The sequence below is a fragment of the Burkholderia cepacia genome, assembly GCF_001039005.1.
Lineage (GTDB): Bacteria > Pseudomonadota > Gammaproteobacteria > Burkholderiales > Burkholderiaceae > Burkholderia > Burkholderia theae.
Genome location: NZ_LDWR01000046.1, coordinates 78078 through 99896 on the forward strand (window position 1 = coordinate 78078; position 21819 = coordinate 99896).

A 21819-nucleotide genomic window follows, 5' to 3' on the forward strand; every position below is an offset into this window, starting at 1 on the left:
TCGCGCCGCGAGCCGCGTCAACTGCGACATATTGCCCCGCTCGCCCGCGCCGTACGGGTTTCGAAAGGACGCGGGCGAGCGAATTGCGCTACAGTCGCAACCGCCTGCCGCGCGACGCATGGCGCCGCGCCGGCCGGTCCCCTTCCGTCCGATCGAGCCCCTGGATGTCGTCTGCCTGTCCCGCGCCGCACCGGCGCCTGTCCCGCTTCATCCGCACGGCGGCTGCCTTGGCCGCCGCCGTGACGCTCGCCGCGTGCACGCACGACGAGCCGCGCTGGAACCTGACCAACGTCACCGGCCATCTGCCCGACCTGTCGTTCACGCTGACCGGCGACGACGGCCATCCGGTCGACGCCGATGCGTTCCACGGCCGCATCTCGCTCGTCTACTTCGGCTACACGCACTGCCCCGATGTCTGCCCCGAAACGATGGCGCGGCTGATGGAAGTGCTGGCGAAGCTCGGCCCGCAGGCGAACGACGTACGCATCCTGTTCGTTTCGGTCGATCCCGCACGCGACACGCCGCAGGCGATGCAGTCGTATGTCGCCGCGTTCGACGCCGCGCATGCGCGCGGCCTGACCGGCACCGACCGCCAGATCGAATCGCTCGCGAAACGCTATCGCGTCGCGTACCAGATGGAAAAACGCGATCCGTCCGGCGGCTACGAAGTCACGCACAGCTCGGCCGTCTACATCTTCGACGCGACCGGCCGCGCACGCCTGCTCGCGACCGACCGCGACTCGCCCGACGCCATCGCCGCCGATGTGCGCCGGATCATCGACACCGCCTCCACGACCTGAATTCCGACATGAAGACGAAGACGACACTCAAGACGTTCGCCCTCCTCGCCGCGCTGTGCGCCGGCGCCCACGCCTATGCCGCCGGCGCGATCACCGCGCAGAACGCGTGGGTGCGCTGGCTGCCGAACAAGCTGCCCGCGGGCGGCTATGTGACACTCGTGAACACCAGCGACAAGCCGGTCGATCTCGTCGACGTCGACAGCCCCGACTACGGGATGGCGATGCTGCACCAAACCGTCTCGAACGGCTCGACGCAGAAGATGGAAATGGTCGACAAGCTGACGATCCCCGCGCGCGGCAAGGTCGACATCGCACCGGGCGGCTATCACTTCATGCTCGAGGAGCCGAAGCACGCGATCAAGCCCGGCGATACCGTGCACCTGCGCCTGAAATTCTCCGACGGCGAAACCGTCGATGCACCGTTTGCCGTGAAATCGCCGGCCCAGGCGAAGTGATGCGCGCGCGATGAACCTCCTGTACTGGCTCGATCCGTGGGAACCGTCGCCGACCGTCGTCATCGCGGTGCTGACGGCCGCCGTGCTGTTCGCGCGCGGCGTGAAGAAAGCGAAGGTGTCGCCGCTGCGGCAGTTCTCGTTCTGGTTCGGGCTGACGGCGCTTTACATTGCGCTGCATACGCGGCTCGACTATTTCTTCGAGCACGAGTTCTTCATGCACCGCGCGCAGCACCTCGTGCTGCACCACCTCGGGCCGTTCTTCATCGCGCTGTCCTATCCGGGCGCGGCGATTCGCGCGGGCATCCCGTTTCGCTGGCGGCAACGCTTCGTGCGCCCCGCGCTCGCGTGGGCGCCCGTGCGCGCGACGCTCAACGTGGTGTTCCATCCCGTCGTCGCGGTCGTGCTGTTCGTCGGGCTGATCTATTTCTGGCTGCTGTCGCCGATCCACTTCATCGCGATGCTCGACTGGCGCCTCTATCGCGTGATGAACTGGAGCATGGTGATCGACGGGCTGCTGTTCTGGTGGCTCGTCGTCGATCCGCGGCCGGCGCCGCCCGCGCGGCTGTCGCCGGGCCGCCGGATCCTGATCGTCGTCGCGGCGATCCCGCCGCAGATCGCGCTCGGCGCGCTGATCTTCTTCACGCCGCACGAGTTGTATCCGATCTACTCGATCTGCGGCCGCGCCTTCACGTGGCTGAGCCCGCTGCGCGACCAGCAGATCGGCGGCCTGCTGCTGTGGATTCCGGGCTCGATGATGAGCGTGATCGGCGCGCTGATCGCGCTGCGGCACTGGCTGAGGTTGTCCGCACGCGGGCGCCTGATCGACGAACGGACCGTGCAGCGCGCGGACAAGCCGCCGGTGGCGCACGCCGCGCACTGACTGCGGCGCGGCGCGTGGACAATCACGCGCGCGCGCTGCTCATCCACACGTGCGGGATGCCGTCCTCGTCGTGGACGTCCGAACTCGGCGCGAAGCCGAATGCCCCGTAAAAACGCTGCAAGTGGGCCTGCGCATGCAGGCTCACGGGCGTATCCGGCCACTGCGCGCGGATATGCTCGAGCGCGCGCGACAGCAGCCCGTTGCCGAGGCCCGCGCCGCGAAACGCGGCAGTCGTCAGCACACGGCCGATGCGCACGTCGGTGTGCTGCGCATCGGGCAACAGCACGCGCAGATAGCCGGCCAGGCGGCCCGCCGGATCGAACGCGGCCAGGTGCCACGCGGCCTGGTCCGCGTCGTCGATGTCGCGATACACGCAGTTCTGCTCGACGACGAACACGGCGCTGCGCGCTTCGAGGATCGAATAGATTTCGTGCGCCGTCAGCGCGTCGAAGGATTTCCAGCGCCAGTCGAGATCGTCGGCGCTCGGGGATGCGGCGGGTGCGGATGCGTTCATGTGCGGTCCTGATTCGGGCGCGCCGGCCGGCGCGCGGCAACCGTTGATTATGCCTCGAAGCACCCACAGCAGGCGACCGCCCGCCCGCGCGCAAAAAAGCCCCGCATTGCGCGGGGCTGTCCGTCATGCCGGCATCTGGCCGAAGCGGCCGCTGTTGAAATCCTCGATCGCGGTACGGATCTCCGCTTGCGAGTTCATCACGAACGGCCCGTAACCGACGACAGGCTCGTCGATCGGCTCGCCGCTCAGGATCAGCAGCTTCGCGTCGCCGTTCGCTTCGATCTCGACGTCGCGGCCGTCGCGGGCCAGTTGCACGAACTGCGCTTCGCGGGCGACCGTCTCGCCGTTCACCTGCACCGTGCCGCTCAGCACGACCACCGCGAGCGTGCGCCCTTCGGCGACCGGGAACCGCGCATGGCCGCCTGCCACGAGCCGCACGTCCCACACGTCGATCGGCGTGTGCGTGCGGGCCGGGCCGCGCCGCCCGTCGAGTTCGCCCGCGATGATCCGCGCACGCCCCGCACCGTCCGGCAACTCGACCACGGGGATGTCCGCGTTCAGCAGCGTCTGGTAGCCGGGTGCGCCCATCTTGTCCGCGGCGGGCAGGTTCACCCACAACTGCACCATCTCGAGCGGGCCGCCGCGCTTCGTGAACGCCTCCGAGTGAAATTCCTCATGCAGGATCCCGCTCGCGGCCGTCATCCACTGCACGTCGCCCGGGCCGATCGTGCCGCCCGCGCCGGTCGAGTCGCGGTGCGCGACCTCGCCGTCATAGACGATCGTCACCGTTTCGAACCCGCGGTGCGGATGCTGGCCGACACCGCGCGGCGCCGAAGCCGGCTCGAACGTCGCGGGGCCCGCGTAGTCGAGCAGCAGGAACGGGCTCAGATGCGTGCCGTGAGACTGGTAGCTGAACATCGAACGCACCGGGAAACCGTCGCCGACCCAATGGCCGCGCGGCGCACTGTACACACCCTGGATCTTCTTCATTGCCCTCTCCAAATTGCGGCGAAACACGTGTTTCGCATCCTGAGTAGGAATATAGAGATGGAACGATCGATCCGGTAGACTGCCAAAATCGCACTCAGCGTTCCATTTCATGAACGATAAAGAGCGGGATCTGAACGATCTCTACTACTTCGTGCAGGTCGTCGAGCACGGCGGCTTCGCCCCGGCGGGGCGCGCGCTGGACATGCCGAAATCGAAGCTGAGCCGCCGCGTCGCGCTGCTCGAGGAACGGCTCGGGATGCGGCTGATCCAGCGATCGACGCGCCGCTTCACGGTCACCGACGTCGGCCAGACGTACTACGCGCATTGCCGCGCGATGCTCGTCGAGGCCGATGCCGCCGACGAGGCGATCGCGCTGCTCCACGAGGAGCCGCGCGGCATCGTGCGCGTCAGTTGCCCGGTCGTGCTGCTCGATTCGCTGGTCGGCACGATGATCGCCGCGTTCATGGCCGCGTGCCCGCGCGTCGAGATTCATCTGGAAGCGACCAACCGGCGCGTCGACGTGGTCGGCGAAGGGATCGACGTCGCGATCCGCGTACGCCCGCCGCCGCTCGAAGACAGCGATCTCGCGCTGCGCGTGCTGGCCGAGCGCGGCCAATGCCTCGTCGCGAGCCCCGCGCTGCTGCGCGAGCAGGGCGCGCCGGCCGTTCCCGCCGATCTCGCGCGCCTGCCGAGCCTCGATCACGGCGTGCCGCAGTCCACGCACGTGTGGCGGCTGCGCGGGCCCGACGGCGCTCACGCGGAAATCCATCACCAGCCGCGCTTCGTGACGGGCGGCATGCTCGCGCTGCGCGCGGCGGCGGTCGCGGGTGTCGGCGTCGTGCAGTTGCCGACGATGATGGTGCGCGACGAAGTCGCGCGCGGCGAACTGACGACCGTGCTGCCGGACTGGGCGCCGCGCCGCGAGATCGTGCATGCGGTGTTCGCGTCGCGCCGAGGGCTGCTGCCCGCAGTGCGGGCACTGCTCGATTTTCTTGCGGAGCGATTTGCCGAACTCGAACCCGATTGAGCGCGCTGCGTCATGCGCAACCGGGCGCTGCAGACCGCGCGCGCGTGCCGTAGACTGCGGTACGCGCATCGCGCATTTTGCGCATCGTGCATGTTCACAACCCCCTATCGCTTTCCCGCCATGTTCACGCTGTCCAACGACCCCAACGCCTCCAAGGCCGATCAATACGCGACGCTCGTCGAGCAGGCGCGCGCGCTGGTCGAATCCGAACGCGACCTGATCGCGAACGCGGCGAATTTCGCCGCGCTCGTCTACCACTCGCTCGACCGCCTCAACTGGGCCGGCTTTTACTTCTTCGACGGGTCGGAACTCGTGGTCGGGCCGTTCCAGGGCAAGCCCGCGTGCGTGCGGATCGCGCTCGGCAAGGGCGTGTGCGGCACGGCCGCGCAAACGCGCGAGACGCAGGTCGTGCGCGACGTGCATGACTTCCCCGGCCATATCGCGTGCGACGCGGCATCGGAATCGGAAATCGTCGTGCCGCTGGTGGTCGCCGACGGCACGCTGATCGGCGTGTGGGACGTCGACAGCCCGGTCGCCGCGCGCTTCGACGACGAAGACCGCCAAGGCATGGAAGCGCTGTGCCGCGTGTTCGTCGAACACGCGTGGCAGAAGGCGCGCGGTTAAGCCGCCGTTACGCCGCGGTTGATCGCCCCGCGGCCGGTCGCCGCGATCGCGCGTGAAGCGCACTCGCGCGACCTCCAACGAAACGGGCCCCGCGACGGGGCCCGATCCATTGCGCCGCCGTGTGCGGCGCACTGCACGCGTCAGGCCGCGTGCGTGCCGGAAAGCGCCGCGAATGCCTGCGGCTTCGCGTCCTCGGTCAGCACCTCGAAGCCCTGCTCCGTCACCACGACCATATGCTCCCATTGCGCGGACAGCGAATGGTCCTTCGTGACGACCGTCCAGCCGTCCGCCAGCACGCGCGTGTCGCGCTTGCCCGCGTTGAGCATCGGCTCGATCGTGAAGATCATCCCCGGCCGCAGCGGCACGCCGGTGCCCGGGCGCCCGTAGTGCAGCACCTGCGGCTCGTCGTGATAAACATCGCCGATGCCGTGCCCGCAGTACTCGCGCACCACGCTGAACCCTTCGCGATGCGCGACCTGCTGGATCGCATAACCGACGTCGCCCAGCGTCGCGCCCGGACGAACCGCGCGGATGCCCGCGTGCATCGCCTCATAGGTCGCCGCGACGAGGCGCCGCGCGAGCTCGCCCGGTTCGCCGACGAAATACATGCGGCTCGTATCGCCGTACCAGCCGTCCTTGATCACCGCGATATCGAGGTTCACGATGTCGCCGTCGCGCATCGGCCGCGACGTCGGAATGCCGTGACAGACCACGTGGTTGACCGACGTGCACAGCGTCTTCGGATAGCCGTGGTAGCCGATGTTCGCCGGGATCGCGCCGAGCACGTCGACGATGTATTCGCGGCAGCGCGCGTCCAGCTCGTCGGTGGTGACGCCCGGCTTCACATGCTCGGTGATCATCGTCAGCACCTGCGACGCGAGCTTCGCGGCTTCGCGCGACTTGGCGATTTCTGCAGCGCCACGGATCGGGATTTCGCGCTTCGCCATCACGCCACCTGCTCGATGCCGTGCGCGACCGGCTCCACCGGCGCCACTTCACCGCCCCGTGCTTCGGCCTCGATCAGCATCCGGCAGATCTCGCCATAGGACAGCGCCGGATTGAGTTCCGCCAGCATGCCGACACGCAGCCAGTGTTCGGCCTGCGCGTTGATCGAACGGCTCAGCGCCGTGCTCGTCGAGCGCAGCCGTTCGTGCATGTGCTCGGAAATCTTGATGATGCCCATATACCCCCAATTAAACGAAACGTAGTCACATCGTATATTACGCTGCACGTGACTGTCGGGCAAGTCGTTCGGATCCCGTCGAACCCTTATCCGACCACGGTAAATGCCGTTGACATCAAATTCCAGTTTGCTGGAAAATCAATCCATCATGCAAGAACCAGTGACCACTCCTGCCGACGACACCGGCATCAACGAGCGCATTGCCCGGCGCGTGCGCGACCTGCGCACCCTGCGAGGCTACACGCTCGATGCGCTGGCCGCGCGTTCCGGCGTCAGCCGTTCGATGATCTCGCTCATCGAACGCGCGTCGGCCAGCCCGACGGCGGTCGTGCTCGACAAGCTCGCGGCCGGACTCGGCGTGTCGCTGGCCGGACTGTTCGGCGGCGATCGCGACGACACGCCCGCGCAGCCGCTCGCACGGCGCGCGCAGCAGGCCGAATGGCGCGATCCGGCATCCGGTTATGTGCGGCGTAATCTTTCCCCGCCCGGCTGGCCGTCGCCGATCCAGCTCGTCGAGGTCGACTTCCCGCCCGGTGCACGCGTCGCGTACGACAGCGGCGGACGCGAAAGCGCGCTGCATCAGCAGGTGTGGATCGTCAGCGGCCGTATCGACGTCACGTTCGGCGACGAGCTTCACGAACTTCACGAAGGCGACTGTCTGGCCATGCGGCTCGACCGGCCGCTGGTTTTCAGCAATCCGTCGCCGCACGTCGCGCGCTATGTCGTCGTGATTTGCGATGCGTCCACCGCGACCGGCGTGCGAAGCGCGTGATGCGCTCACCGTTTGCGCGATCCGTTCAAAACCCACAGGAGCTCCCATGAATTCCCCGAAACAGCGCGACGACGTGCGCCTGATCGATTGCAGCGAGACCGAGCATGCCGCGGCCATCCTCGAGATCCTGAACGACGCGATCGTGAATTCGACCGCACTGTACGACTACCGGCCGCGGCCGCCGGAAGCGATGGTCACGTGGTTCGCAACGAAGCGCGCGGGCGGCTTTCCGGTCATCGGCGCAGTCGACGCGTCAGGCACGCTGCTCGGCTTTGCGAGCTGGGGCACGTTCCGTGCGTTTCCGGCGTTCAAGTACACGGTGGAGCACAGCGTCTACGTGCATCCCGACCAGCGCGGTCGCGGACTCGGCGAGTTGCTGCTGCGCGAAGTGGTGCGGCGCGCGCGCGAAGCGCAGGTACATGTCGTGGTGGGCTGTATCGATGCGACCAATGCCGGAAGCATCGCACTGCATACGAAACTGGGATTTGTGCACTCGGGCACGATCACGGAGGCGGGATTCAAGTTCGGCCGCTGGCTCGATGCGGCGTTCTATCAATTGAAGCTCGAGACGCCGGCGCAGCCGGTGGATGGCTGAGCGCCTGCGCGCCGTAGCATGCGCGGCGGCACGCGACGCGACGCAGAAAAAAGAAAAGCCCCGCCGAAGGCGGGGCTTTTTCTCTTCTGCATCCCGCAACGTCCGAAGAAAGCCATCACTTCGTCAGGCTATTGCCCATAAACGATAGTAGTGCCGCGGTAGCGGGATACTTCGACGTCGCGATCACCTCCGGATCGAACCGAAAATTCATGACCCCGATGATTGGTGCGTTGGGATAGGCAAATAATACGTCCCAATATGGCTGAATATGGTTCTTGATAGCAGCGTCCGTCGGCGGCGACGGCAGTACCGTCAGCGAAGTGGGTGGCACGATGATCCACTTCGGCGATTGTGGGTCTGTGGCCGGCGCGACATTGTTGTACGCGTTGTAAATCTGATCCGAACTTGTCCAGGTGTAGTTGTCGATTCCAACCCAGTCAAGCCGGCTACTGGTCGGCGTCGCACAACCAGTAACCGGCATTTGCGTTCGAATCTCGTTAATGTCTGCCGGGTTTGCTGCACTCGACGTGGTCAAGATCGTGTATACCGGCACGTTGAGATTGTTCGCCGCCATTGCCTGTCGGAGCGTACAAACGTAGCTTGGATACTGCCAGGCGACATACTGCCCGTTACTTTGCAGCGCCGAGTTATTGAACGGCTCGTCGATGAAATAGATCGCGGCCGGTGCGTTCGCGGCATGCGCGATCCGGTTAACGATATTCCAGATGTTCGACCACGAGTTCGCACCTGTGCAATCGGAGTTCGACGTCCGGTCCGGACAGATGTCGAGCCAGACTGCATTCGAACCGGCCGAGACGCCAACCGCACAACGCTTGTTCGTACAGGCGGCTGAATTCAGGCTGTCGATGGTGTGAACAACATTCATGTTGGTGCGGCTACCGGAGGTCCCTGTATTCGGCATTGTCGTGATGTCATTCAATGCCGTTTCAACCGATGTGCCGTTGATACCGTCAAGCCAGTCGTATCCGTAATACTGAACACCCGCTGTCCCGCCCGCCTTGGCCAGCACGCACCATGTGAGTGCCAGCATCGCCATCATGAATACCGGAATACCTCTATACAGCACCGCTTTTTTCATAGCCCCTCGCCGAGATAGTTCAAATAGACGCCCCTGAAAGCTCAGGATGCCGTCAGGCGATTTATCAAAGTTCAACCGCGTCCTGTGCGCAAGCTTCACTGTAGATAATTTCAGCAGCGTCGCGCAACGACACGCGCCCAAACCAGCGTAGATGGCAGAGACTTTCCAGTTTGTGACCGAAACTACCGAGCCAACGCAGCCCCTGAAAGAGGGCCATGAGCAGGACATCCCTGTCAGACACCAGCAGACCCAAGCAAAAGAAAGCAGCGTACGTCGCCGATCACCAGTGCCGTACCGACCAAGAACAAACGAATCAGAAAAAAGAAAAGCCCCGCCGAAGCGGGGCTTTTTCTCTTCCTACCTGGAGGCGCGAGCCGGAGTCGAACCGGCCTAAACGGCTTTGCAGGCCGCTGCATAACCGCTTTGCTATCGCGCCAAAAGCGGACTGTCCGGATGCCGTGAAGGCAAGCGACAGATTTTTTATTCGAGGACCGTAGGTCCATCAAATAAAAAGGGAAGCTTGGCTTCCCCATTACTTGGAGCGGGAGACGAGTCTCGAACTCGCGACCTCAACCTTGGCAAGGTTGCGCTCTACCAACTGAGCTACTCCCGCATTGTCCTGCATGTGCAGCGCTTTGCCGACCAACACGCTGCCAAAAAAATCCTGGAGCGGGAGACGAGTCTCGAACTCGCGACCTCAACCTTGGCAAGGTTGCGCTCTACCAACTGAGCTACTCCCGCATTTGTCCTGCATCTGCAGCGCTTTGCCGACCAACACGCTGCCAGAAAAATCTGGAGCGGGAGACGAGTCTCGAACTCGCGACCTCAACCTTGGCAAGGTTGCGCTCTACCAACTGAGCTACTCCCGCGTATTGCTGCGCTACTGCTTCCCCGTCGCACTTACTTCGCCGTGCAGCGGAGAAGCGAGATTATGTCGAAGGCACATTCGTGTGTCAAGGGCTTTTCCCGCCCTTTTTCCAAAAACCTGCGCCGACGAGTACGTGGCACAGGTCACGCGCCGCCGCGCTCGCGAATCTGCGGCCACGCAAGCTTCATGTAGTACAGCATCGACCAGATCGTCAGCACCGCCGCGAGATACATCAGCCACTCGCCCCACACGCGCGTGTCGATCGTCACGACGCCGAGCGGCAGCGGTCCGTAGAACAGCAGCATCGGAATCGCGACCATCTGGCACGCGGTCTTGAACTTGCCGAGCTGGTTCACCGCAACGCTCTTCGACGCGCCGATCTGCGCCATCCACTCGCGCAGCGCCGAGATCGCGATCTCGCGGCCGACGATCACGAGCGCGATCGCCGCGTCGACCCGCGAAATCTGCACGAGGATCAGCAGCGCAGCCGTCACCATCAGCTTGTCCGCCACCGGATCGAGAAATGCGCCGAACGACGACGTCTGGTTCCACTTGCGTGCGAGAAACCCGTCGAACCAGTCGGTCAGCGCGGCGAGGATGAAGATCGCCGCCGCCGCGAGATTGCGGTGCGCGCCGCCCATCACCGTGTCCGGCAGATAGAACACGCCGACGACGAGCGGAATCAGCACGATCCGCACCCACGTCAGGAAAATCGGGAAATTGAACGGCATGGCATCCGGGACAGTAGAGGATTCGCAATTGTGCCGTGTCGACCGGCCTGCCACAAGAACGCGAAAACGCGTGCCAGGCTGCCGGCCGCACGGGCGCGTCAGTGAAGCTGCTTGTAGATCTGTTCGGCGAGCGCGTGCGAGATGCCCTCGACGCTCGCCAATTCCTCGACACTCGCGGCAACGACGCCGCGCAACCCGCCGAACCGCGCGAGCAGCCGCTGCCGACGTTTCGCGCCGACGCCTTCGAGTTCCTCGAGCCGCGACGTCTGGCGCGCCTTCGCCCGCTTCGCGCGCATGCCGGTGATCGCGAAGCGGTGCGCCTCGTCGCGAATCTGTGCGACGAGCATCAGCGCGGCGCTTTCCTTGCCGAGTTCGAGCGCGGTGCGGCCGTCCGCGAACACGAGCGTCTCGAGGCCGACCTTGCGCCCCTCGCCCTTCGCGACACCGACCAGCATCGACGTGTCGAGGCCCAGCTCGGTGAACACCTGGCGCGCGATTTCGACCTGACCCTTGCCGCCGTCGATCAGCACGATGTTCGGCAGCAGGCTCGACGCCTCGGCCTGGCGCGTCGACTCGCCGTCGATGCCGGCCGCATCGTCGGCGGCGGCCGCCTGCGCGGCCTGCTCGACCATCTTCTCGTAGCGGCGCGTGAGCACTTGCCGCATCGCCGCGTAATCGTCGCCCGGCGTGATGCCCGTGATGTTGTAGCGGCGATACTCGCCCGACTGCATCTTGTGATGGTGGTAGACGACGCACGACGCTTGCGTCGCCTCGCCCATCGTATGGCTGATGTCGAAGCATTCGATCCGCAGCGTCGCGAGATCGTCGCATTCGTAGCTGAGCGTCTCCGCGAGCGAGCGCGTGCGCGCCTGCTGCGAGCCCTGCTCGGACAGCAGCCGCGCAAGCGCAAGCTGCGCATTCTGCTCGGCCATCGACAACCACGCGCGCCGCTGCCCCTGCGGCTGCCGCACCAGCGACACCTTGTGGCCGGCCTGCTCAGACAGCAGTTCGAGCAGGTCGCGGCTCGCGGGCGCATGGCTCACGACGAGCACGGGCGGCACGCGGTTGCCGAGATAGTGCTGCGCGATGAATGCGTCGAGCACCTCGGCCTCGACCGACGCCGCCGCGTCGCCGCGCGCGCCGACGGTTTCTTCGGCAGGCGGGTCGGGCAGCACGCCGGCGGCCGCATCGGTCGCGTCGGCAGCTTCCGCCACCTCGCCTTCATCGCCGAGACCGCCCTCGGCGAGCGTCAGCGCGCTTTCGACGTGCGTCGGGAAATACGCCTTGTCGCCCAGATGCCGGCCGCCGCGCACCATCGCGAGATTCACGCACACGCGACCGCCCTGCGCGACGACGGCCAGGATGTCGACGTCGCTGTCGCCGCCGACCTCGATCGCCTGCTGGTGCAGCACCGTCGCGAGCGAGCTCATCTGGTTGCGCACGGCCGCCGCCTGCTCGAATTTCAGCTCGGCCGCGAACGCGTGCATCTTCTGCTCGAGCTCCTTCATCACTTCGGACTGCCGGCCGAGCAGGAAACGCGCGGCGTTCGACACGTCGATCGCGTAGTCGTCCGTGGAGATCGCGCCGACGCACGGCGCAGTGCAGCGCCCGATCTGGTGCAACAGGCACGGCCGCGTGCGGTTGTTGAAGACCGAATCCTCGCAGGTGCGCAACTGGAACACGCGCTGCAGGATCTGGATGCTCTCGCGCACGGCCCACGCGCTCGGGAACGGGCCGAAATACTGGTTCTGCTTGTCGACCGAGCCGCGGTAGTAGGCCATCCGCGGAAAACGATGCGCGGTGAGCTTCAGGTACGGATACGACTTGTCGTCGCGAAACAGGATGTTGTAGCGCGGCGCGAGCGCCTTGATCAGGTTGTTCTCGAGCAGCAGTGCCTCGGCCTCCGAGCGCGTGACGGTCGTCTCGATTCGCGCGATGCGCGTGACCATCATCGCGATGCGCGGCGACAGCTGCGTCTTCGTGAAATAGCTCGACACGCGCTTCTTCAGATCGCGCGCCTTGCCGACGTAGAGGACGGCGCCCGCCGTGTCGTAATAACGATAGACGCCCGGCATGTGCGGCAACTGCGCAAGGATCTTCTTCGGTTCGAACGGAGTATCGGAGGCTTCTGGGGATGTCATGCGTGATCCGGGCGCCTTGTAACGCGGAACGGGTCTATTAGAATCGCCAGTTTAGAGCATTCACCGGCCCGCTTCGATGCCACGCACCTCCGCTGCCCCCCTCTCCACCGCGCCGCTCGCGCCGAACGAACCGATCGCCTGCGACCTCTTCTGCACGGTGATCGACAATTTCGGCGACATCGGCGTGTGCTGGCGTGTCGCGCGCCAGCTCGCGCACGAGCACGGCTGGCAGGTTCGCCTGTTCGTCGACGACCTGCGCACGTTCGCGCGCCTGCTGCCGGGGGTCGATCCCGACGCGGGGCGACAGACGGTCGATGCGATCGTGATCGAGCACTGGCATGCGGAAGTCGGCGACGCGCTGGAGATCGCCGATGTCGTGATCGAGGCATTCGCGTGCGAGCTGCCCGGTGCGTATCTCGCGGCGATGGCGCGCCGGGAACGTCGCCCCGTGTGGATCAACCTCGAATACCTGAGCGCCGAGGACTGGGTCGCCGATTTCCATTTGCGGCCATCGCCGCATCCGCGCTACCCGCTGCTGAAGACGTTCTTCTTCCCGGGCCTGTCGGCCGGCACGGGCGGCGTGCCGAAGGAGCACGACCTCGACGCGCGCCGCGCCGCCTTCGAAATCGACCCGGCCGCACGCGCCGCATGGTGGCAGCGCGCGACCGGCGGCGCGCCGCCGGCACCCGGCACGACGGTCGTCAGCCTGTTCGCCTACGAGAATCCCGCCGTCGACGCGCTGCTCGCGCAGTGGCGCGACGGCCCGTCACCGGTCGTCGCGCTGGTGCCGACCGGCCGCGTGTCGCCCGCCGTCGCGCGCTTTTTCGGGGTCGATTCGTTCGGCGCGGGCGCGCATGCGCACAGCGGCAACCTGGTCGCACATGGCCTCGCATTCGTCCCCCAGGCCGACTACGATCCGCTGCTGTGGGTGGCGGACATCAATTTCGTGCGCGGCGAGGATTCGTTCGTCCGCGCACAGTGGGCGCGCAAGCCGTTCGTGTGGCACATCTATCCGCAGGCCGACGACGTGCACCTGCCGAAGCTCGACGCCGCGCTCGCGCACCTGTCGGCCGGCCTCGCCGACGCGCCGCGCGCGGCGCTCGCGCGGTTCTGGCATGCATGGAACGGCGCCGGCACCCCCGACTGGGCCGATTTCCGCCAGCACCGTGCCGCCCTGGACGCCAACGCGGTCCGCTGGGCCGACACGCTCGCGGCCGTCGGCGATCTCGCCGGAAAGCTGGCCGAATACGCAAAATCTCAGTTAAAATAAGCGGTTATCCGACGGCTGACCAGGCAAGCGCTCGCTTTTGGCGTCCACCGGAACGCGCCGCTTGCGCCGTCAGCCGTTGCGCAACGCTCAGGCACCTATTTATTTGATTTGATCAGGACAGTTTTTATGAAGACCGCACAGGAACTCCGCGTAGGCAACGTCGTGCAGATCGGCAGCGATGCTTGGGTCATCGCCAAGGCGGAATACAACAAGTCGGGCCGTAATTCCGCCGTCGTCAAGATGAAGATGAAGAACCTGCTGACCAACGCAGGCCAGGAATCGGTCTACAAGGCAGACGACAAGTTCGACGTCGTCGTGCTCGACCGCAAGGAAGTGACGTATTCGTACTTCGCCGATCCGATGTACGTGTTCATGGACGCCGACTACAACCAGTACGAAGTCGAAGCCGAAATGATGGGCGAAGCGCTGAACTACCTCGAAGACGGCATGGCGTGCGAAGTCGTGTTCTACAACGAGAAGGCGATCTCGGTCGACCTGCCGACGGTCCTCGTTCGCGAGATCACCTACACGGAACCGGCCGTCAAGGGCGACACGTCGTCGGGCAAGGTGCTGAAGAACGCCAAGCTCGCAACGGGCTTCGAACTGCAAGTGCCGCTCTTCTGCAACACCGGCGACAAGATCGAAATCGATACGCGTACGAACGAATACCGCAGCCGCGCGTAATCGCCAGCGTTTCACGCATCGAACAAAGCGCCCTTCGGGGCGCTTTTTGTTTACCTGTCGCAAACAGCGACCGAAAACCAGTGCCATATGGAGCACAAAATCCACCGGTAAAGATATTCAATTTGTATCATCGGTAACTGTTTTATAGCGCCGGAGAAATAATGCGCGTTACGCGTTCGGTGGGGCATAAAATCAGTTTTTAATCTGACATGCGGCTGCGGCCCCGTTGGCCGACAGCCCGCCTCTCTTGACTCGACTCGCGTCCACCATGCCCCACGCCCTGATTGTCGAAGACGATCCCAACAGTCTGTCCGGCCTCACCGCGCTGCTCGCCGCAGACGGCTTCTCGGTCGACACGGCCACGTCGCTCGCCGAAGCGCGCACGGCGCTCGGCCGCTCGATTCCCGATGTCGTCCTCGTCGACCTGAACCTGCCGGACGGCAGCGGGTTCGACCTGCTCCAGCACCTGCCGCAGCAGCAGCCGAACGGTTCGCTGCCCGTTATCGTGCTGACGGGTAACGCGACGGTCGAGAGCGCAATCGAGGGCCTGCGTCACGGTATCTGGGATTACCTGCTGAAGCCGATCAACATTCCGCGCCTGCGCAGCCTGCTCGCGCGGATTCCCCGCCCGTACGAACTGATCGACGAAGTGCAGTCGCTGCGCGCATCGCTGCGCCATCTCGGCCGCTTCGGCGCGCTGGTTGGCCGCAGCGACGCGATGCAGCACGTGTACGACATGATCGAGCACAACGCGCGCACCGAAACGGCCGTGCTGTTCTCGGGCGAGGCCGGCACCGGCAAGAAGCTGGCCGCGCGTACGCTGCACGAGCTGAGCCGGCGCCGCAAGGGGCCGTTCGTATCGTTCGACTGCCGCATGATCGCGCAAGCCGGCCGTCACGGCGCATCGCTCGACAGCGTGCTGTTCGGCCATGAGCGCGGCGCGTTCGACGGCGCCGAGCGACGCGAATCGGGCCTGTTCGAACAGGCCGGCGGCGGCACGCTGTTCCTCGACGAAATCACCGCGCTGCCGCTCGTGCTGCAGGAAGCGCTGCTGCAAGCGCTCGATTCGCAGAACTTCATGCGGATCGGCGGCACGAGTTCGATCACGAGCGACTTCCGGCTGATCGCGACCACGCGCCGCCCGGCGCGCGAAGCGGTCGCGAACGGCACGCTGCGCGAGGATCTGTGGTTGCGCCTCGATGCGGCGTCGATCACGATGCCGCCGCTGCGCGAGCGCGACGGCGACGCGCTCGCGATCGCAGACGCACAGATCGACGAACTGAACCGCGAAGCACGCGCAACCGGCCGCAGCATCACCGACAAACGCGCGGCACCGGGCTTCGTGCGCGAATGCCTGTCCTACGAATGGCCCGGCAACGTGCGCGAGCTGCAAGAGCGCGTGCGCTTCGCGTACGACGCATCGGGCGACTTCATCGAGACGCTGCGCGCGGGCGAGGCAAGCTTCTCCGCCGGCGCCGCACTGAACGGCAGCAGCGTGCAGATCAAGGTCGGCACGCCGCTGTCCGACGTCGAGGATCTGCTGATCCGCGCGACGCTCGACGCGGTCGGCGGCACGCGCCACCGCGCGGCGACGCTGCTCGGCATCAGCCCGAAGACGCTGTACAACAAGCTGCAGCGGATGAAGGTGAACTGAGCGAACGGGGGTGAATGCGAGCGCTGATCGGATTTGACCGTTAGTTGCGTCAAAGCTCGCCGCACCGGCATGCTTGATTCCCGCTGCCGTCCGATTCGCACCTGCCGCAACCCGCAAAAAAGCCGCGCAACTGCGCGGCTTTTTGTTTCAGCGGCCGGAATGGCGCTCAGCGCGCCATCCCCTCTCCGCTCACGCCAGTGCGCTGCTCAACAGCGCCTGCGCCTGCAGATACTCGGGCTGCGTGATCAGCTTGTCCCACTTGAGCGCCTTGCCGCGCGCGCGCATCCGCTTGATGCGCCGTGCCGACTCGGCCGATGCGTGCGCTTTCAGCCCGTTCAGCACGACTTCGGCCGCATCCGGCTGGTTGCAGACAAGCACCATGTCGCAACCGGCAGCGAGCGCGGCCTCGGCCGCCTGCGTGAGCGTGCCGCCTTCGCGGGCGGCCTCCATCGACAGGTCGTCGCTGAAGATCGCGCCCGTGAAGCCGAGCTGCCCGCGCAGGATGTCCTGCAGCCAGATGCGCGAGAAACCGGCCGGCCGCTTGTCGACCTGCGTGTAGATCACGTGCGCGGGAATCACCGCGGACAGCGACAAGCCGAGCCAGTCGTACGGCGCGACGTCCTGCTTGAGGATCGCGTCGAGCGTGCGATCGTCGGTCGGCAGCGCGACGTGCGAATCGGCTTCCGCGAAACCGTGCCCCGGAAAATGCTTGCCGCAGTTCGCCATGCCGGCGAGCGACAGCCCGTGGTTCAGGCTCTTCGCGAGCAGCGTGACGACGCGCGGGTCGCGATGGAACGCGCGATCGCCGATCACTTTCGAGTGCCCGTAGTCGAGGTCGAGCACGGGCGTGAAGCTCATGTCGACCCCGCACGCACGCAGCTCGGCGGCCAGGATATAGCCGACGGCGGTCGCGACCTTCGTCGCAAGCAGCACGTCGCGATCCCACAGCTCGCCGAGGCGGCGCATCGCGGGCAGCACCGTGAAGCCATCGGTGCGAAACCGCTGCACGCGCCCGCCTTCGTGATCGACGGCGATCAGGATGTCTTCGCGCACCGCGCGGATCGAGTCGGTCAGCGCGGTCAGTTGCGCGCGATTCTGGAAGTGCCGCGCGAACAGGATCACGCCGCCGGTATTCGGATGCGCGAGGCGCCGCGCATCGTCGCGCGACAGGGCCGTGCCGACGACGTCGAGCATGACCGGGCCGGGAGTCGTTTTCATCGAATCGGGAATTCCGTCAGGAGGGGGTTCGGGAAACAGGTGCAGGTGCGGCGTCCGTCTCGGCGATCACGAACGACACCGCGTAATCGCGTTCGTCGCTGACCGTCACGCGTGCCGTGATGCCGCGCGCGGCGAGCCAGTCGGCCAGCTCGCCCGACGCGACCACGTACGGCTCGCCGCTCGGATGGTTGAGGGTCTGCAGTGCACGCCACGTCATCGGCCAGTGCATGCCGAGCCCGATCGCCTTCGAGAACGCTTCCTTCGCGGAAAAGCGCGTCGCGAGAAACGCGATGCCGCGCGCCTCGGAGCGCGCGCGGCGCGCATGAAACACGCGCAGTTCGTCGGGGCCCAGCACCTTCTCGGCAAACCGGCCGCCCGTGCGTTCGAGCACGGCCGCGATGCGGCTCACCTGGGCGATGTCGGTACCGATGCCGTAGATCGCCATGTCAGTACGCGCCGGGGCGCCCCAGCGGAGCCGGGTTGCGAACGTCACGCATGCGGTGGCATGTCATCTTCAGCGCGTACCGCCGTGCAACGCGGCGACGCGCGCGGCGACCATGATCGCCTTCATCTCGCGCACCGCATTGTCCCAGCCCGCGAAGATCGCGTGTGCGACGATCGCGTGGCCGATGTTCAGCTCGACGATGCCGTCGATCGCGGCGATCTGCTGCACGTTCGTGTAGTGCAGCCCGTGACCCGCATTGACCTTCAGGCCGAGTTGCGCGCCGGCCTGCACGCCCGCGACGATGCGCTCGTATTCGCGCTGCTGCTCGGCTTCGTCGTGCGCCTCGGCATAGCGGCCCGTATGCAGCTCGATCACCGGTGCGCCCGCTTCATGCGCGGCACGGATCTGCGTCTCGTCCGGGTCGATGAACAGCGACACGCGCACGCCGACGTCGGCGAGTTGCTTGCACGCCGCGCGCACGGCCTCGAAGTGGCCCGCGACATCGAGGCCGCCTTCGGTCGTCAGTTCCTCGCGCTTCTCGGGCACGAGACACGCGTCGTGCGGCCGCACTTCGCACGCGATGTCGAGCATCTCGGCCGTTACCGCGCATTCGAGGTTCATGCGCGTCTTCAGCAGCGGGCGCAGCTTGCGCACGTCCGCGTCGACGATGTGACGGCGATCCTCGCGCAGGTGCAGCGTGATCGCGTCCGCACCGGCCTCTTCGGCCGCGAGCGCCGCACGGATCGGATCGGGATAGCTCGTGCCGCGCGCATTGCGCAGCGTCGCGACGTGGTCGATGTTCACGCCGAGGTCGATGGCGGTGGGCGTTGTCAGGAAGAAGCTCATAGGTTTTGCAGGTCGATCAGGATCTGACGCGTGGCAAGCGGCGTGCCGCCGAGATAGGTGTTCAGCAGGAAGCGCATCAGCGTCTTGCTTTGCGCAACCGTCTGGGCTCGATGGTAATCGTCCTGCTCCATGTCGAGCAACGTCTGTCCGGTGATGACCGGCCAGTGCGACGGCACGTCGTCGTCCGCGTTGCGCACACCGCGCTCGGGATCGAACACGTAGCGGCGGTCGGGCTCGACCGCACGGCGCGCGACCGTGCGGTTCAGCGCCATCGCATAACCGGTCTCGCGCAGCAGCACGCGCTCGAACGAACGCAGCACCTGCACCGCGGGCTCGCCGTGCGCGAGGCGCGTGAGGGTCAGCACATAATGATTGAACAGCGGCGGCTGGGGATCCTCGCGCGCGCAGAATTTCACGAGCAGCTCGTTCGCGTAGAAGCCGCACAGCAAGCCGTCGCCGCCGAGCGGCAGCATGCCGCCGACCCACTCGGCACCGGTCAGCGTGCGCACCTCGGATTTGCCCGACCAGGACAGCAGCAGCGGCTGGAAGGTCTGCAGTACGCCGCGCAGCGCGGAGTGCGGGCGCTTCGCGCCCTTCGCGACGAGCGCGAGGCGGCCATGATCGCGCGTCAGCACGTCGATGATCAGGCTCGTTTCCCGGTACGGATAGCTGTGCAGCACGTACGCCGGCTGCTCGGCCACACGAAAATCGGACGTGCGAGACGTCGCACGCCGCGCCTTGCGCGGCGGTTCGGGCGGTGCCGGCAGTGGCGCGTCGTTCGCGCCGGCCGTCACCGCGTCTTCAGTCGACGTCAGCGCGTCATTCGTACCCATAGGCGCGCAGCCCCGCCTCGTTGTCGGCCCAGCCGCTCCGCACCTTCACGAAGGTCTCGAGGTACACGGGGCCGTCGAACAGCTTTTCCATGTCCATCCGCGCTTCGGTGCTGATCTGCTTGAGCTTCTCGCCCTTCTTGCCGATCACCATCGCCTTGTGCGAATCGCGCTCGACGAGGATCGTCGCGAAGATGCGCTTCAGGCGCCCTTCCTCCTCGAACTTGTCGATCACGACGGTGCTCGTGTACGGCAGTTCGTCGCCGGTCCAGCGGAACACCTTCTCGCGCAGGATCTCGGCCGCGAGGAAACGCGAGCTGCGGTCGGTCAGCTCGTCTTCGCCGTAGATCGGCGCGCCTTCCGGCAGGTACGGCTTGATCGTCTCCAGCAGGCGCTTGATGTCGTCCGGCCGCTGCGCCGACAGCGGCACGAGCTCGGCGAATTCGCGCAGCGCGCTCATCTTCTGCATGAACGGATACAGCGTCGCCTTGTCGTTGACGCGATCGATCTTGTTCGTGATCAGCAACGTCGGCGTGCCGGGCGGAATCAGGTCGAGCACCTTCTGATCGTCGGGCCCGAAGCGGCCGGCCTCGATCACGAACAGGATCACGTCGACCGACGTCAGCGTCGACGTGACCGCGCGGTTCAGCGAACGGTTCAGCGCGGTGCTGTGACGGGTCTGAAAACCCGGCGTGTCGACGAACACGAACTGCGCGTCGTCGAACGTATTGATGCCGGTGATGCGATGGCGGGTCGTCTGCGCCTTGCGCGACGTGATGCTGATCTTCTGGCCGACGAGTTCGTTCATCAACGTCGACTTGCCGACGTTCGGGCGGCCCACGATCGCGATCATGCCGCAACGGAAACCGGTAGGAGCGGGAGTGTTCATATCGTTTGGGAGACAGGTTCGGAAACGGCCGCGCGGTGCGCGGCACGATCGATGGGCAATTCAGTGGTCGGCATCGGCCACGCGCGCCTGCGTGGCAGCGAGGCTCGCGCCACCCGGCGGCGTTTCGGAGTCGGGCGCCGCGGCATCGCGTGCGCGCGCTGTCGCGCGCGAAGCAGGGTCGGAACCAGCGGACGACTTGTCGGCGGACGCGGAGGCCGGATCGGCTGCATGGCCCGCCGGCTTGTCGGTTGCGCGCGGCGTGCCTTCCGCGGGTTTTTCCGCGCCCTTGTCGGGCCGGTCGGCCGGCTTGTCGGCAACCTTGTCGATTGCCGGCTTCGTCGCCCGTTCGCCCTTGTCCGCAGCCGTCTCGACATGCGCCGCGCGAATCGCGGCCATCGGCGCCGCGGCCGGCTCCATGCCGGCTCCGGTCGCAGCGGCTGCCACGGGCGCCGCACCGGCCGCCTTGGCCTCGCGCACCGCCGCACGTTCCTTCCGTTCGGGCGAGCGCAGGTCGAGCGCTTCCTGCACGCCCTTCACGCCAGGCACGATTTCGGGTTCGACATGCTTCGACCCGCGCGCATTCTTCGAGCGTTTCGGCTTCGCGGCCAGCATCGGCGCGGCCGCCATCACCTCGTCGAGCGCCTTCTTGGCCGCTGCCTGCTCGGCCGCACGCCGGCTCGCGCCGGAGCCCGATACCTTCACGTCGAGCTTCGGCACCGTGCATTCGACTTCGAATTGCTGATTGTGCGCTGCACCATGCGTCGCGACGACCGTGTAGGTCGGCAGTGCGATCTTGTGCCCCTGCAGGTACTCCTGCAGCAGCGTCTTCGCGTCCTTGCCGAGCGTGCGCGGATCGATGTGGTCGAGAATCGGGATGTAGAGGCGCTTGATGACCCCTTGGGCGGCTTCGAAGCCGCCATCGAGGAACACGGCCCCGATGATGGCTTCGAACGCGTCCGCAAGGATCGACGGGCGGCGGAAGCCACCGCTGCGCAGCTCGCCCTCACCCAGCCGCAGCCCGTCCGCGATATTCAGGGCCTGAGCGATTTCGTACAGCGACTGCTGTTTGACGAGATTGGCGCGTACGCGCGACAGGTCGCCTTCGTCCAGCTTGCTGAAACGCTGGAACAAAAGGGCGGCCACCGCGCAATTCAGAACGGAGTCGCCGAGAAACTCGAGCCGTTCGTTGTGCGTGGCACTGTGACTGCGATGGGTCAAAGCCTGGCGCAACAATTCCGCATTGCGAAATTCGTAGCGCAGCCGGCTTTCCAACTGGGATAGGGGCATGTGCAGGAGTATAACGC

General features: G+C 66.0%; 23 protein-coding genes and 4 tRNA genes. 10 read left to right on the forward strand and 17 right to left on the reverse strand.

All coding sequences use genetic code 11. The features are described 5' to 3' along the window. The first annotated feature begins 164 nt into the window (after positions 1-164). Genes VL15_RS26185 through VL15_RS26195 form a run of 3 tightly spaced genes read left to right on the forward strand, consistent with a single transcriptional unit; the run spans position 165 to position 2135 of the window. Positions 165-800, forward strand: a complete 636-nt coding sequence (locus VL15_RS26185; RefSeq protein WP_048249511.1) for an SCO family protein — start codon at positions 165-167, stop codon at positions 798-800. 8 nt (positions 801-808) lie between these two features. Continuing rightward, a complete protein-coding gene (locus VL15_RS26190; protein WP_048249512.1) occupies positions 809-1255 on the forward strand; it encodes a copper chaperone PCu(A)C in 447 nt (148 codons plus the stop codon). Between the two features lie 10 nt (positions 1256-1265). Next, a complete protein-coding gene (locus VL15_RS26195; protein ID WP_048249514.1) occupies positions 1266-2135 on the forward strand; it encodes a cytochrome c oxidase assembly protein in 870 nt (289 codons plus the stop codon). A 22-nt stretch (positions 2136-2157) separates the two neighbouring features. Here the strand turns inward: VL15_RS26195 and VL15_RS26200 are convergent, their stop codons facing one another. Then, positions 2158-2649 carry a GNAT family N-acetyltransferase gene (locus VL15_RS26200; RefSeq protein WP_048249515.1) on the reverse strand — a complete coding sequence of 164 codons (492 nt, stop codon included), beginning with the start codon at positions 2647-2649 and terminating at the stop codon, positions 2158-2160. 123 nt (positions 2650-2772) lie between these two features. After that, complete coding sequence (locus tag VL15_RS26205; protein WP_048249516.1) at positions 2773-3639, reverse strand: pirin family protein; 867 nt, start codon at positions 3637-3639, stop codon at positions 2773-2775. Positions 3640-3748: 109 nt separating this feature from the next. Here VL15_RS26205 and VL15_RS26210 point away from each other — a divergent pair, with 109 nt between their 5' ends. Together VL15_RS26210 and VL15_RS26215 are read left to right on the forward strand one after the other, a co-directional pair. Then, the gene (locus tag VL15_RS26210) at positions 3749-4666 is read left to right on the forward strand and encodes a LysR family transcriptional regulator (protein ID WP_048249518.1); all 918 of its coding nucleotides are present in this window, start codon (positions 3749-3751) and stop codon (positions 4664-4666) included. A gap of 120 nt (positions 4667-4786) precedes the next feature. Further along, positions 4787-5290, forward strand: a complete 504-nt coding sequence (locus VL15_RS26215; protein WP_048249520.1) for a GAF domain-containing protein — start codon at positions 4787-4789, stop codon at positions 5288-5290. A 140-nt stretch (positions 5291-5430) separates the two neighbouring features. Here the strand turns inward: VL15_RS26215 and map are convergent, their stop codons facing one another. Beyond that, positions 5431-6237, reverse strand: a complete 807-nt coding sequence (gene map, locus VL15_RS26220) for a type I methionyl aminopeptidase (RefSeq protein WP_048249521.1) — start codon at positions 6235-6237, stop codon at positions 5431-5433. Then, positions 6237-6473 carry a ParD-like family protein gene (locus VL15_RS26225; RefSeq protein WP_048249522.1) on the reverse strand — a complete coding sequence of 79 codons (237 nt, stop codon included), beginning with the start codon at positions 6471-6473 and terminating at the stop codon, positions 6237-6239. Before VL15_RS26225 ends, map begins: the two co-directional genes overlap by 1 nt. A gap of 148 nt (positions 6474-6621) precedes the next feature. Here VL15_RS26225 and VL15_RS26230 point away from each other — a divergent pair, with 148 nt between their 5' ends. After that, positions 6622-7245, forward strand: coding sequence for a helix-turn-helix domain-containing protein (locus VL15_RS26230; RefSeq protein WP_048249523.1), 624 nt, complete (start codon positions 6622-6624; stop codon positions 7243-7245). Positions 7246-7291: 46 nt separating this feature from the next. Beyond that, on the forward strand, positions 7292-7840 hold the full coding sequence (locus tag VL15_RS26235) for a GNAT family N-acetyltransferase (protein ID WP_048249524.1): 549 nt from the start codon (positions 7292-7294) through the stop codon (positions 7838-7840). A 115-nt stretch (positions 7841-7955) separates the two neighbouring features. Here VL15_RS26235 and VL15_RS26240 read toward each other — a convergent pair whose 3' ends face one another. The 7 genes from VL15_RS26240 to uvrC form a co-directional block, all read right to left on the reverse strand. Further along, positions 7956-8939 (reverse strand): hypothetical protein, encoded by a 984-nt coding sequence (locus VL15_RS26240; RefSeq protein WP_155420300.1) that lies wholly within the window; start codon positions 8937-8939, stop codon positions 7956-7958. Between the two features lie 362 nt (positions 8940-9301). Further along, positions 9302-9375, reverse strand: a tRNA-Cys gene (locus tag VL15_RS26245). 101 nt (positions 9376-9476) lie between these two features. Beyond that, positions 9477-9552 (reverse strand) — tRNA-Gly (locus tag VL15_RS26250). 52 nt (positions 9553-9604) lie between these two features. Further along, positions 9605-9680: transfer RNA gene (locus tag VL15_RS26255), tRNA-Gly, on the reverse strand. A gap of 52 nt (positions 9681-9732) precedes the next feature. Next, positions 9733-9808: transfer RNA gene (locus VL15_RS26260), tRNA-Gly, on the reverse strand. A 142-nt stretch (positions 9809-9950) separates the two neighbouring features. Continuing rightward, on the reverse strand, positions 9951-10538 hold the full coding sequence (gene pgsA / locus VL15_RS26265) for a CDP-diacylglycerol--glycerol-3-phosphate 3-phosphatidyltransferase (RefSeq protein ID WP_011544951.1): 588 nt from the start codon (positions 10536-10538) through the stop codon (positions 9951-9953). 98 nt (positions 10539-10636) lie between these two features. After that, complete coding sequence (gene uvrC, locus VL15_RS26270; RefSeq protein WP_048249527.1) at positions 10637-12679, reverse strand: excinuclease ABC subunit UvrC; 2043 nt, start codon at positions 12677-12679, stop codon at positions 10637-10639. 76 nt (positions 12680-12755) lie between these two features. Here uvrC and earP point away from each other — a divergent pair, with 76 nt between their 5' ends. The 3 genes from earP (at position 12756) to VL15_RS26285 (ending at position 16287) form a co-directional block, all read left to right on the forward strand. Then, a complete protein-coding gene (gene earP, locus VL15_RS26275) occupies positions 12756-13949 on the forward strand; it encodes an elongation factor P maturation arginine rhamnosyltransferase EarP (RefSeq protein ID WP_048249529.1) in 1194 nt (397 codons plus the stop codon). A 126-nt stretch (positions 13950-14075) separates the two neighbouring features. Beyond that, on the forward strand, positions 14076-14633 hold the full coding sequence (gene efp / locus VL15_RS26280) for an elongation factor P (RefSeq protein WP_047900193.1): 558 nt from the start codon (positions 14076-14078) through the stop codon (positions 14631-14633). Positions 14634-14901: 268 nt separating this feature from the next. Beyond that, positions 14902-16287: a sigma-54-dependent transcriptional regulator gene (locus tag VL15_RS26285; RefSeq protein ID WP_048249530.1), complete on the forward strand. Its 1386-nt coding sequence runs from the start codon at positions 14902-14904 to the stop codon at positions 16285-16287. Between the two features lie 189 nt (positions 16288-16476). On the opposite strand, the gene nagZ is transcribed toward VL15_RS26285, so the two are convergent. The 6 genes from nagZ to rnc all read right to left on the reverse strand — a co-directional run bounded on the left by nagZ (position 16477) and on the right by rnc (position 21802). Next, positions 16477-17505, reverse strand: coding sequence for a beta-N-acetylhexosaminidase (gene nagZ / locus VL15_RS26290; RefSeq protein ID WP_048249531.1), 1029 nt, complete (start codon positions 17503-17505; stop codon positions 16477-16479). Positions 17506-17521: 16 nt separating this feature from the next. Continuing rightward, positions 17522-17950, reverse strand: coding sequence for a holo-ACP synthase (gene acpS / locus VL15_RS26295; RefSeq protein WP_048249532.1), 429 nt, complete (start codon positions 17948-17950; stop codon positions 17522-17524). A 69-nt stretch (positions 17951-18019) separates the two neighbouring features. Continuing rightward, positions 18020-18796 (reverse strand): pyridoxine 5'-phosphate synthase, encoded by a 777-nt coding sequence (gene pdxJ / locus VL15_RS26300; protein WP_048249534.1) that lies wholly within the window; start codon positions 18794-18796, stop codon positions 18020-18022. Then, entirely contained in the window at positions 18793-19629 is an 837-nt protein-coding gene (gene recO, locus VL15_RS26305) for a DNA repair protein RecO (protein WP_048249535.1), read from the reverse strand. Before recO ends, pdxJ begins: the two co-directional genes overlap by 4 nt. Next, positions 19616-20515 (reverse strand): GTPase Era, encoded by a 900-nt coding sequence (gene era, locus VL15_RS26310; RefSeq protein ID WP_048249536.1) that lies wholly within the window; start codon positions 20513-20515, stop codon positions 19616-19618. Before era ends, recO begins: the two co-directional genes overlap by 14 nt. A 60-nt stretch (positions 20516-20575) precedes the next feature. Then, complete coding sequence (gene rnc / locus VL15_RS26315; protein ID WP_048249538.1) at positions 20576-21802, reverse strand: ribonuclease III; 1227 nt, start codon at positions 21800-21802, stop codon at positions 20576-20578. Between the last annotated feature and the right edge of the window lie 17 nt (positions 21803-21819).

What these genes read in the sequence shown, in the direction of transcription:
- VL15_RS26240 (WP_155420300.1), bottom strand. Translation starts at nt 8,939, where the DNA reads ATGAAAAAAGCGGTGCTGTATAGAGGTATTCCGGTATTCATGATGGCG.
- map (WP_048249521.1), bottom strand. Translation starts at nt 6,237, where the DNA reads ATGGCGAAGCGCGAAATCCCGATCCGTGGCGCTGCAGAAATCGCCAAG.
- VL15_RS26205 (WP_048249516.1), bottom strand. Translation starts at nt 3,639, where the DNA reads ATGAAGAAGATCCAGGGTGTGTACAGTGCGCCGCGCGGCCATTGGGTC.
- VL15_RS26195 (WP_048249514.1), top strand. Translation starts at nt 1,266, where the DNA reads ATGAACCTCCTGTACTGGCTCGATCCGTGGGAACCGTCGCCGACCGTC.
- pdxJ (WP_048249534.1), bottom strand. Translation starts at nt 18,796, where the DNA reads ATGAGCTTCTTCCTGACAACGCCCACCGCCATCGACCTCGGCGTGAAC.
- VL15_RS26185 (WP_048249511.1), top strand. Translation starts at nt 165, where the DNA reads ATGTCGTCTGCCTGTCCCGCGCCGCACCGGCGCCTGTCCCGCTTCATC.
- VL15_RS26225 (WP_048249522.1), bottom strand. Translation starts at nt 6,473, where the DNA reads ATGGGCATCATCAAGATTTCCGAGCACATGCACGAACGGCTGCGCTCG.
- earP (WP_048249529.1), top strand. Translation starts at nt 12,756, where the DNA reads ATGCCACGCACCTCCGCTGCCCCCCTCTCCACCGCGCCGCTCGCGCCG.
- era (WP_048249536.1), bottom strand. Translation starts at nt 20,515, where the DNA reads ATGAACACTCCCGCTCCTACCGGTTTCCGTTGCGGCATGATCGCGATC.
- VL15_RS26190 (WP_048249512.1), top strand. Translation starts at nt 809, where the DNA reads ATGAAGACGAAGACGACACTCAAGACGTTCGCCCTCCTCGCCGCGCTG.
- acpS (WP_048249532.1), bottom strand. Translation starts at nt 17,950, where the DNA reads ATGGCGATCTACGGCATCGGTACCGACATCGCCCAGGTGAGCCGCATC.
- VL15_RS26210 (WP_048249518.1), top strand. Translation starts at nt 3,749, where the DNA reads ATGAACGATAAAGAGCGGGATCTGAACGATCTCTACTACTTCGTGCAG.
- VL15_RS26215 (WP_048249520.1), top strand. Translation starts at nt 4,787, where the DNA reads ATGTTCACGCTGTCCAACGACCCCAACGCCTCCAAGGCCGATCAATAC.
- nagZ (WP_048249531.1), bottom strand. Translation starts at nt 17,505, where the DNA reads ATGAAAACGACTCCCGGCCCGGTCATGCTCGACGTCGTCGGCACGGCC.
- VL15_RS26235 (WP_048249524.1), top strand. Translation starts at nt 7,292, where the DNA reads ATGAATTCCCCGAAACAGCGCGACGACGTGCGCCTGATCGATTGCAGC.
- efp (WP_047900193.1), top strand. Translation starts at nt 14,076, where the DNA reads ATGAAGACCGCACAGGAACTCCGCGTAGGCAACGTCGTGCAGATCGGC.
- rnc (WP_048249538.1), bottom strand. Translation starts at nt 21,802, where the DNA reads ATGCCCCTATCCCAGTTGGAAAGCCGGCTGCGCTACGAATTTCGCAAT.
- VL15_RS26200 (WP_048249515.1), bottom strand. Translation starts at nt 2,649, where the DNA reads ATGAACGCATCCGCACCCGCCGCATCCCCGAGCGCCGACGATCTCGAC.
- VL15_RS26285 (WP_048249530.1), top strand. Translation starts at nt 14,902, where the DNA reads ATGCCCCACGCCCTGATTGTCGAAGACGATCCCAACAGTCTGTCCGGC.
- uvrC (WP_048249527.1), bottom strand. Translation starts at nt 12,679, where the DNA reads ATGACATCCCCAGAAGCCTCCGATACTCCGTTCGAACCGAAGAAGATC.
- recO (WP_048249535.1), bottom strand. Translation starts at nt 19,629, where the DNA reads ATGGGTACGAATGACGCGCTGACGTCGACTGAAGACGCGGTGACGGCC.
- pgsA (WP_011544951.1), bottom strand. Translation starts at nt 10,538, where the DNA reads ATGCCGTTCAATTTCCCGATTTTCCTGACGTGGGTGCGGATCGTGCTG.
- VL15_RS26230 (WP_048249523.1), top strand. Translation starts at nt 6,622, where the DNA reads ATGCAAGAACCAGTGACCACTCCTGCCGACGACACCGGCATCAACGAG.